Origin of the sequence: Protofrankia sp. CiP1_Cm_nod2, from assembly GCF_920664355.1 — a bacterium.
In the GTDB taxonomy this organism is placed as follows: Bacteria; Actinomycetota; Actinomycetes; order Frankiales; family Frankiaceae; genus Protofrankia.
In genome coordinates this window covers 1-3,510 of record NZ_CAKKTL010000082.1, presented here as the reverse complement: position 1 = coordinate 3,510, position 3,510 = coordinate 1, and the positions used below count along the sequence as shown (strand labels likewise).

The following is a 3,510-nucleotide window of genomic DNA, read 5'->3' as shown; positions in this document are numbered from 1 at the left end:
GGGCCGGCGCGGTGAGAGCCGGCGCGGTGAGAGCCGGCGCGGCGAGGGCCGGCGTGATGAGAGCCGGCGCGGCGAGGACTCGGGCCGGGCGCAGTGGCGGCGGCTGCGGGCGGCGGGGGCGCACACGATCCTCGGCCTCGCCCGGGGCACGGCGGTGACGGCGGTGGTGACGGCCGTGCCCGAGCGGGCCGAGGGCGCCGAGGCGCTGCTGGCCTCCTGCCGGCGCAGCGGGCTGACGGTACGGGTGGCCGGCGGTGACGCCTGCCCGGGTGACGGCTTCGGGTTCCCGGTGATCCCGGGCGGGCGCCGTCTGCCGGCCGCCGTCGGTGACCTGCGGGCGGCGGGCGGCGGGGTGCTGGTCGTCTCGCACCGGCGTCCCGCGGTGGGCGGCGCCGACTGCGGGGTGGGAGTCGACGGCCCCGACGGCGCGCCGGCCTGGGGCGCCGACGTCCTCGTCGGGACGGACCTGCGAGCCGCCGCGATGTTGGTGGAGGCGGCCGCCGTGGCGGCCCGGGTGAGCCGGCACGCGGTGCGGCTCGCCCAGATCGGCTCCGGCGCCGGCGCGCTGGTCGCGCTGACCGGTGTCGGCCCACGGCTGCTCTCCCGGGCGATGCTCATGGTGCACGGGGCCGCTGCCCTCGCGTTCGGTTACGGCGTCTGGGCGGCCCGCGAGCTCGGCCGGCGCCCGTCGCCGCCGGGCATTGCGCGTACGCCCTGGCATGTGCTCTCGACGCGGCGTGTCCTTGCCGGGCTGGGCAGCTCACCGGACGGCCTGACCAGCGCGCAGGCCGCGTCGCGGCGTGCCGCCGACCCCTCGCTGGGCCCCTCGCTGGGCCCCTCGCTGGGCCCCTCGCTGGGCCTCCCGGTGGGCGAGGCCGCCCCCGGCCCGCTCGCCGCGCTCGCCCGGGAGCTGGCAAGCCCGCTGACCCCGGTCCTGCTGGGCGGGGCGGCGCTGTCGGCTGCCAGCGGCTCGGTGCTGGACGCGGGCCTGGTGGTCAGCGTGGCCGTCATGTCGGCGCTGGTGGGCGCGGTGCAGCGGCGGCGGGCCGACCGCGCGCTCGCCCAGCTGTTCGCCTGGTCCGCGCTGCGGGCCCGGGCGCGCCGGGACGGTGCCGACGTCGAGCTCACCGCGCGGGAACTGGTCCCCGGCGACGTGATCTCGATCGGGCCGGGGGATGTCGTCCCCGCCGACGCCCGGCTGCTGTCGGCGACCAGCCTGGAGGTCGACGAGTCGTCGCTGACCGGGGAGTCCCTGCCGGTGACGAAGTCGCCGCGTCCGGTCGCCGCCAGCTATGTCGCGGAGCGCACCTCGATGGTGTACGAGGGAACCACCGTGGTCGCGGGCGCCGCGACGGCCGCCGTCGTGGCGACGGGCCCGGCCACCGAGGCGGGCCGTGGCATGGCCACGGCCGCCGGCCCGGCCAAGGCTGTCGGTGTCGAGGCCCGGCTGGCCGCGATCACCGAGTTCACCGCGCCGGTGGCGCTCGGCGCGGCCGCGGTCCTGCTCGCCTCCGGGCTCGTCCGTGGCCGGCCCGCCGGCGACACGCTGAGCGCGGGTGTGGCGCTCGCCGTCGCCGCGGTGCCCGAGGGCCTGCCGTTCCTGGCCACGGCCGCGCAGCTGTCCGCGGCCCGGCGGCTGTCCGGCCGCGGCGCGCTGGTGCGCAACCCGCGGACCATCGAAACGCTCGGACGGGTGGACGTGCTGTGCTTCGACAAGACCGGCACGCTCACCAGAGGCCGGATCCGGCTCGGCATGGTGTCGGACGGCAGCCACACCGCCGCCGTCGGCGAGCTGACGAAACGGCAGCGCCGGGTGGTCGCCGCCGGCCTGCGCGCCACCCCGGCGCGGGTCGACGGGCGCAAGCTGTCCCATCCCACCGACCGGGCGGTGACCAAGGGCGCGGCAGCCGCGGACATCGACCGTGACCACGGCCTGGGCTCCTGGTCGGAGCTGGTCTCGCTGCCGTTCGAGCCGGGCCGCTCCTACCACGCGTCCCTCGGGCTCTCCCCCGGGACGCCCCGGAGGACCTCCCAGGGGACGCCTGCCGGCGGCACCGGCGGCACCGGCGGCGCCGTGCTGCTCAGCGTCAAGGGCGCGCCCGAGACGCTGCTGCCCCGCTGTACCCGCTGGCGGACCGCCCGGGGCGACGTGCCGCTGGACGGGCGTGGCCGGGCGGGCCTGGCCCGCGAGCACGTCGCGCTGGGCCGGCGGGGATACCGGGTGCTCGCCGTCGCCGAACGCGCGATGCCCGATCACAGCCGGCAGGTGTCGGACGACGACCTCGACGCTCTGACCTTCCTGGGTTTTCTCGGTCTGTCGGATCCGGTCCGCTCCGGCGCCGGGCCGTCCCTGGTCCAGCTGCACGACGCTGGCGTGCAGACCGTGATGATCACCGGTGACCACCCGGCCACCGCGCAGACGATCGCCACCGAGCTGGGGGTCCTCGACGGCGGCCGGATGATGACCGGCATGGAGATCGACGCGCTGGACGACGACGCGCTCGACGCGCTGCTGCCCGAGGTGACGGTGGTCGCCCGCGGCACCCCGGCGCACAAGGTCCGCGTGGTGGAGTCGTACCAGCGGCTGGGCAAGGTGGTCGCGATGACCGGCGACGGCGCCAACGACGCGCCCGCGATCCGGCTCGCCGACGTGGGGATCGCGCTGGGCCGACGGGGCACCCCGGCCGCCCGGGCCGCCGCCGACGTGGTGGTCGTCGACGACCGGCTGGAGACGATCCTCGACGTCCTGGTCGAGGGCCGGTCGATGTGGGCCTCGGTGCGCCAGGCGCTGGGCATCCTGGTGGGCGGCAACCTCGGCGAGATCGCCTTCACCCTGCTCGGCGCGGTCGCCACCGGTACCTCCCCGCTGTCGGCCCGGCAGCTGCTGCTGGTCAACCTGCTCACCGACCTCGCCCCCGGGCTCGCCATCGCCCTGCGCCAGCCGGATCCCGGCCGGGCCGGCGAGCTGCTCGGGGAGGGGCCGGAGAGATCGCTGGGCCGCGCGCTGCTGCGGGAGGTCGCGGTGCGCGCGGTGGCGACCACCGCGGCCGCCACCGGCGCATGGATCGTCGCCCGTCCCACCGGCCGGCGCCGGCACGCCGACACCGTCGGGCTGGTGGCGCTGGTCGGGGCGCAGCTCGGCCAGACACTGCTGGTCGGCGGGCGTTCCCGGTCGGTGCTGCTGAGCAGCCTGGGGTCGGTGGTGGCGCTGGTTATGGTCGTCCAGACGCCCGGGCTGAGCCGGTTCTTCGGCTGCACCCCGCTCGGACCCTCCGGCTGGGCCGTCGCCATCGGCGCCTCGGCCGCCGGAACCCTGCTCTCGATGACGCTGGAGCCGCTCGCGGCCCGTTTCGTCCCTCCCGAGGGCTCATCCCTCCCGACGGGCTGAATGTTCCTCCCGACAGGTTGGACGGCCCGCCCGGCGTTGAAAACCGTTGCCGGGGATGACGCGCCCCCTCTTGAGACTGCCGGCACGCGGACGGCAGACCCTGGGCTCACCGGCGGGGCCGG

The 3,510-nt window shown here is 77.5% G+C and carries 1 protein-coding gene; it reads left to right on the top strand.

All coding sequences use genetic code 11. From position 1 onward, the window contains the following. A partial coding sequence (locus NBW84_RS11350; protein WP_250284372.1) for a cation-translocating P-type ATPase occupies positions 1 to 3,388 on the top strand: 3,388 nt, incomplete at its 5' end. Positions 3,389 to 3,510: the final 122 nt, after the last annotated feature.